A 6521-nucleotide genomic window follows, 5' to 3' on the forward strand; every position below is an offset into this window, starting at 1 on the left:
CTCAACCTCAACAGCAACAGCAACAGCAACAGCAACAGCAACAGCAACAGCAACAGCAACAGCTGCATTCCGTGGGATGGCGGGGTGGGTCCGGTTGCGGGGGACGCCGCAAGTACGTCCCTGTAGGCTCGGTCGCGCCATCCATGGCGCTCACGCCCCCGCAACCGGACCCACCCCGCCTTCGACAGGTTCCGGCTGCTGTTGGTGGGTGTCGACCTTGGTCGACACGTAGATCCACGCCATGCGCGGATGATATCCAATCCATTCATTGATTTCGAAACGGTAKGAACATCCATCCRCGCACGGCGTGGATCYACCAGATSKCGGGAMACTGTCAGGGGTGGGGCGGTATGGGCAGGCAGGACCGTTGGCGCCATGGGCCCGAGGCATGCCCTCGGGCGGGTTGGGCAGGACGCCCAACCCCGGTCTTGCCGTGTGCGCAGGACGGCGCACACGAGCAAGGCGCCATCGAGCCCCCATGGATGGGTTTACGGCGTGTCCTGCTTGCCCATACCGCCCCGCCCACCTCGGTAGCCGCTTTCGCTGTTGCTTCGGCTCCGGCCTCTGCGGGTGCCGGGCGGCAGCCCGGCCAATACCCCCGCCACTTTGGTCTACACATCGGTGGTGCATTCCGCTGCGATAATGCCGCCAGGGGCGACGCGCAGTGGGCGCGGACGTAAGCAGGAACAGGACGTGGCGTGGGCGGCAGGCAGGTGCGTTTGGAAACAGGGGCGGTGCTTGTCCTGCTGCTGGTGTGGTTGGYGTTGCCGTGGCTGGGCCATGCGCGCAGCGTCGACGCCGGCCGCGATTACCTTCTGGTCGGCACCGCGACAGCCGAACCTACGCCCCATCGCGCGTGCACGCCGGAGATGCTGGCCGGGCCGCGCCAGCAGACACGGGTAAATGCACCGCCAGAAGGCTGGTCCGGCGAGCCGCAGGCGCTGGATGTCTTCAACATCTTTGCCGGCGAAGTGCGGCTGCAGCACGGTGATCGCGAGATCTGCGGCAACATGCAGGATGCGCGCACCCGCGATTCGCGCTTTCGTGCGGGCATCGGCATAGTGGCGGTACCCGCTGCCGGCAGCCACGAGCCCTTCCTGGTTTCCTGGCAGACGCCGCTGAAGGCGCGCTGGGTTCCGACATTGCAGCTGGGTGCGCCCAGCCCGGTGCAGCAGAACGACACTGCCCGGCTGCTGGTGCGCGCCGCATGCATCGCCGTGGCAATCGCGCTGGCGCTGTCGGCACTGATGGCCTATCTGACCACCCGCGACCGCAGCTTCCTGATGTATATCGGTGCCACCCTGGTGCTGGTGCTGTGGCAGTCGATCCTTGGCGGTCTCAGCGGCTATCCCGAGCCCTGGCTGCGGGTCGGCGGGCGCGGTGACTGGTGGCTGCTGGCGCTGACTGCGGCGACCCAGGCACTGGTGTTGCCGGCGCTGTGGCGCCTGAACGGCGGTGACCGCGTGCTGCCACGTTCGCGCGTGGGTCAGCAGCTGGTGTTGTGGTCCCTGCTCACGCTGGCGGCACTGGTGCCGTGGTTGCAGCGCGATGGACTGGTTGTGGTCGCACAGGTCCTGCAGTGGAGCTTCATTGTCGGCTGTGCACTGTCGTTGGCGATGGGCATCTGGGCACGCCTGCGCGGCGATGTCTGGTCGCTGGCCGGGCTGGCCGCACTGGCGCCGATGCTGGTGCTGATCGTGGCCGACGCCGCCAGCGCGCATTGGTTGATGGAATACCGGGTGGAGGCCCTGCAGCTGGCGGTCACCTGGCTGCTGATGATGGCGGCCTATGCGCTCAACCTGCGCCTTGGCCGGCTGCGCCAGCAGCGTGATGAAATGCGCCAGCTCGCCGAGACCGACATGCTGACCGGTCTGCCCAACCGCCGTGCCGGCCTGCACCAACTGGCCCAGCATCTGCAGGGCGGCGAGCGCGAGAGGGGGCTGCTGGTGATCGGCTTCCTCGATATCGATCTGTTCAAGGACATCAATGATCGCCATGGCCATGAGGTCGGCGACCAGGTGCTGGTGGCCGTGGCCCGCGCGCTGCGCGCCGCTGTCCGCAGCGAGGACCAGGTAGTGCGGATGGGCGGCGAGGAGTTCCTGCTGCTGTTGCCGGGAATGCCACGTGAGATCGCTGCCGCGCGCCTGGAACGCCTGCGCCAGCGCATCACCGAGACCTGCCGGGACCTGCAGGTGCCCGGCCTGGAAGTGACCGCAAGCATCGGTCTGGCACAGTGGCGGCCAGCCGAAGATGACCTGGCTGCGCTGCTGCGACGGGCCGACCACGCCATGTACGTGGCCAAGCGCAGTGGCCGCAACCGGGTGTTCGATGGCGAAACCGAAGAACCGTTGACCACGGCATGAGGCGGGAAGGGCGGCGATGCCTGATAATGGGGCGATGACCAGCCGACTCAACAAATATATCGCCGACACCGGCTTCTGCTCCCGTCGTGAGGCCGATCGCCTGATCGCCGCCCGCCGGGTTACCGTCAATGGCCATGCCGCCGGCACGGGCGCGGTTGTTGGCGAGGATGACAAGGTGCTGGTCGACGGCCAGCCGTTGCGCGTGCGCACTGCCCGCAAGCCGGGCGCCCGCCGCCACGTGTACATCGTGCTGAACAAGCCGGTGGGCGTGACCTGCACCACCGAAAGCACGGTGAAGGGCAACATCGTCGAATTCGTCGGCCATGAACAGCGTATCTTCCCGATCGGCCGCCTGGACAAGGAATCGGAAGGCCTGATCCTGATGACCAGCAACGGCGACATCGTCAACCAGATCCTGCGCGCCGAAAACGGTCACCAGAAGGAATACCTGGTGGCGGTGAACAAACCGGTCACCGACGAATTCCTGCGCGGCATGGYCCGCGGCGTACGCATCCATGACCAGATGACGCTGCCGTGCAAGACCTCGCGGATCGCCAAATTCGGTTTCCGCATCATCCTGCAGCAGGGCCTGAACCGGCAGATCCGGCTGATGGCGGCCGAGTTCGGCTACCGCGTGACCCAGCTGCGCCGCGTGCGTATCGACAACATCAAGATCGGTGCACTGAAGCCGGGCCAGTGGCGCAACCTGACCGAGCAGGAGCTTCACGGCCTGTTGCCGCAGCAGCAGGACTGGTAAGCAACGACCGGTAGTGCCGGCCGCTGGCCGGCAACTGCACGGTGCTGGCAATGAACATCAGGGAGCCTACCAACGGCCGGCACTACCGGAATGCAGATTGGCCGCCCGCATCCGCTAGACTTTGCGGCGACCTGCCGGAACGTGACGCTGCATGATCAAGCCCGACAAGCCTGCCAACGAAGCGCTGCGCCTGGAGGCGCTGTACCGCTACCGGATCCTCGATTCCGAGCGCGAACGCTCGTTCGATGACCTGGTGGCCATCGCCAAGGCGGTGTGTGGCACGACCATGGCGGCCGTGACCCTGATCGACGTCGAGCGCCAGTGGTTCAAGTCGATGCAGGGCATCGCCGCGACCGAGAACCTGCGCAGCGAGTCGATGTGCGGCCACGCGATCCTGCAACCGCAGGAAATCATGGTGGTTGAGGATGCATTGCAGGACGTCCGCTTCCACGACAATCCGGTGGTGACCGGCGACCCGCATGTGCGCTTCTATGCCGGTGCGCCGTTGATCAGCAGCGACGGCCTGCCGCTGGGAACCCTGTGCGTGTTCGACGCGCGGCCGCAGCAGCTGGCGACCGACAAGGCCGAAGCGTTGGCCGCGCTGTCGCGGCAGGTGATGGTGGTGATGGAGCTGCGCCGTTTCGCCCTGGATATCCAGCGGCACATGCTCGAGCGCAACGATTACGAACGCCTGCTGTCGGAGTATCACGATGTGCTGCTGGCCCAGAATGCCGACCTGGCCGAACAGAGCCGTACCGACGCTCTGACCGGCCTGCCCAACCGGCGGGCACTGGCAGCAGCGCTGGACGAGGCGGTGATTGCCGTCGATGGCCGCGACCGGCAGACCTGCGTGGCCCTGCTGGACATCGATCATTTCAAGCACATCAATGATTTCCAGGGCCACGCGACCGGCGACCGGGTGCTGGCCGAACTGGGGGCGCTGCTGCGCTCGCACTTCGCCGGTGGGGGTCTGGCCGCGCGCTATGGCGGCGAGGAATTCGTGGCACTGATGCCGGACGCGGACCTGCGCACCGCCGAACTGCAATGCGAGTTCCTGCGGGTGGCCGTGTCCAACCTGCCGCTGGGCTTCCCGGTGACCATCAGCATCGGTGTGGCGCAGCACCAGCCCGGTGAAACGTCCGAGCAGACTCTCGCCCGTGCCGATGTGGCGCTGTACCGGGCCAAGGGCGCCGGCCGCAACCGGGTGGAAGTGGCGCCCTGACCGCCCGCGCGGCTGCGGTAGATCCACGCCATGCGTGGATGGCCTGGGCCTTTGCGTGCAGTCGCAGCCATTGCGATACCCGTACGGCACCCTCAACGTCTCACCGCAAGGACGTCGACCATGCTGCAGACCCTGGCCATCGCCAATTACCGATCGCTGCATGCGCTGGTGCTGCCGATGCAGCGGCTCAACGTGGTCACCGGCGACAACGGCAGTGGCAAATCAAGCCTGTACCGCGCGCTGCGCCTGCTGGCGGAAACCGCCCAGGGCGGTGTTGCAGCGGTACTGGCGCGGGAGGGTGGATTGGGCTCGGCGCTGTGGGCCGGTCCGGAAAAGATCGACCGCCGCGTGCTGGCCGGTGAGATTCCGTTGCAAGGCGGGCCGCGACAGGAGTCGGTGGGGCTCAAGCTGGGCTTCGCCACGGATGAATTCGGCTACGCCATCGACCTCGGATATCCGCCGCCTAGCCGATCGGCCTTCGCGCTGGACCCGCAGATCAAGGCCGAATCAATCTGGGCGGGCCCGTTCCTGCGCAGCGCCAATCTGCTGGTCGACCGCCGCGGTGCGCTGGTGCGGCAGCGGCACGCGCGCGGCTGGGACCTGGTGGACGACCGGCTTTCGCTGTTCGACAGCCTGTTCACCCAGGTGGGCGATCCGCAGCGCATGCCGGAAGCCATCGCCTTGCGCGAGTACATCCGCCGTTGGCGCTTCTACGACCACTTCCGCAGCGATGCCGATGCGCCGGCGCGACAACCGGCGATGGCGACCCGTACGCCGGTGTTGCACCACGACGGCCGCGACCTCGCCGCCGCCTGGGTGACGATCATGGAAATCGGCGATCCGCAGGCGCTGGCGCGCAGTGTAGAGGATGCGTTCCCGGGGGCGACGGTCAGCTTCGAGGAACTGGATGGCCGGCTCGCGCTGCGTTTCCACCAGCCCGGTCTGCTGCGGCCACTGTCGATGGCCGAACTGTCCGACGGCACGCTGCGTTTCCTGTTGCTGGCAGCGGCGCTGCACACGCCTCGGCCGCCGCCGCTGCTGGTGCTCAACGAACCGGAGACCAGCCTGCATCCGGATCTGCTGCCGGCGCTGGCGCGCCTGATCATCGCCGCCAGTGCGCGCAGCCAGGTCTGGGTCGTTTCGCATGCCACGCGCTTGATCGCCGCGCTGGAACAGGCACCGCAGTGCCATTCAATGCACCTGCACAAGGAACACGGGCGTACGCTGCTGAGCGGGCAGGGCCTGCTGGATGCACCGGCCTGGCATTGGCCGCAGCGCTGAGACGGGTRCCGCGAAGATCCACGCAATGCGCGGACGCGCTCAATCGGCGATGTTGCGCGCTTCGGATGTTCCGAGGATTTCAGGATGCTGCACGCGCTTGCGGCGGTTGAGCAGCGGATGCAGGAACACGGCACCGACGATGATCGCCACGCCCAGGTAGAACCACGGGGTGACTTCATGCTGCTCGCGCAGCAGCACCACGGCCAGCAACACGGCGTAGACCGGTTCCAGGTTGGTGACCAGCTGCACGGTGTAGGCGCTGAGGTGGCGCAGCGCGACCAGGGCCAGGGCGAACGGCAGCAGCGTGCAGACACCGGCCAGCACCAGCAGCAGGATGCCGTCGTGCAGGTCGGGAACGATCCACAACGGGCTGGCCAGCGCTGGCAGCAGGTACGGCATCAGCGGTGCCAGCAGGGTCAGGGTGAGCGTGCCCGCGCCAAGTTCCAGTGCGGTGACCGTCAGCGGATCGGCATGGCTGACCATGCGCTTGTTGAGCGAGCCGAACACTGCCACCAGCAGGGCCGAGAGCGCACCGATCAACACGCCCAGGCGCATGCCGTCGGGCACGCCGCCCACCACCAGCGCCACACCGGGCASCACGGCCAGGCCGAAGGCCAGTTCGCGCAGCTGGAAGGGACGCTTGGCCACCCAGGGCTCGATGATCGAGGTGAACACCGGTGCCAGGGCGATGCAGGTGGCGGCAACCGAGGCATTGGCCAGCTTCACCGCGCCGTAGAAGGTCAGCCAGTGCAGGGCCACCAGCGCGCCGATACCGGCATAGCCGGCGACCAGCCGCAGCGGCAACGTGCGCAACCCGCGCCAGACCCGCGGCAGCAACGCCAGCATCGCCACCACCAGCAGCATCCGCCACCACACCAGCGGCAGCGCCGGCAGGGTG

Annotated in this window: 5 protein-coding genes; 4 read left to right on the forward strand and 1 reads right to left on the reverse strand. The window is 67.2% G+C overall.

The features are described from left to right. Nucleotides 1–698 precede the first annotated feature (698 nt). The 4 genes from AB4Y84_RS09965 to AB4Y84_RS09980 all read left to right on the forward strand — a co-directional run bounded on the left by AB4Y84_RS09965 (nucleotide 699) and on the right by AB4Y84_RS09980 (nucleotide 5623). A complete protein-coding gene (locus AB4Y84_RS09965) occupies nucleotides 699–2363 on the forward strand; it encodes a sensor domain-containing diguanylate cyclase (protein ID WP_442250080.1) in 1665 nt (554 codons plus the stop codon). A gap of 34 nt (nucleotides 2364–2397) precedes the next feature. Next, nucleotides 2398–3120, forward strand: a complete 723-nt coding sequence (locus AB4Y84_RS09970; protein ID WP_442250081.1) for a pseudouridine synthase — start codon at nucleotides 2398–2400, stop codon at nucleotides 3118–3120. A gap of 151 nt (nucleotides 3121–3271) precedes the next feature. Next, nucleotides 3272–4342 carry a diguanylate cyclase gene (locus AB4Y84_RS09975; protein ID WP_442243767.1) on the forward strand — a complete coding sequence of 357 codons (1071 nt, stop codon included), beginning with the start codon at nucleotides 3272–3274 and terminating at the stop codon, nucleotides 4340–4342. A gap of 120 nt (nucleotides 4343–4462) precedes the next feature. Then, nucleotides 4463–5623: an AAA family ATPase gene (locus AB4Y84_RS09980; protein WP_442243766.1), complete on the forward strand. Its 1161-nt coding sequence runs from the start codon at nucleotides 4463–4465 to the stop codon at nucleotides 5621–5623. Nucleotides 5624–5662: 39 nt separating this feature from the next. Here AB4Y84_RS09980 and AB4Y84_RS09985 read toward each other — a convergent pair. Beyond that, nucleotides 5663–6521, reverse strand: an 859-nt coding sequence (locus AB4Y84_RS09985; RefSeq protein ID WP_442250082.1) for a DMT family transporter, incomplete at its 5' end; no start/stop codon positions are given.

The organism is Stenotrophomonas sp. 2YAF22 (genome assembly GCF_052114665.1).
GTDB lineage: Bacteria > Pseudomonadota > Gammaproteobacteria > Xanthomonadales > Xanthomonadaceae > Stenotrophomonas > Stenotrophomonas indicatrix.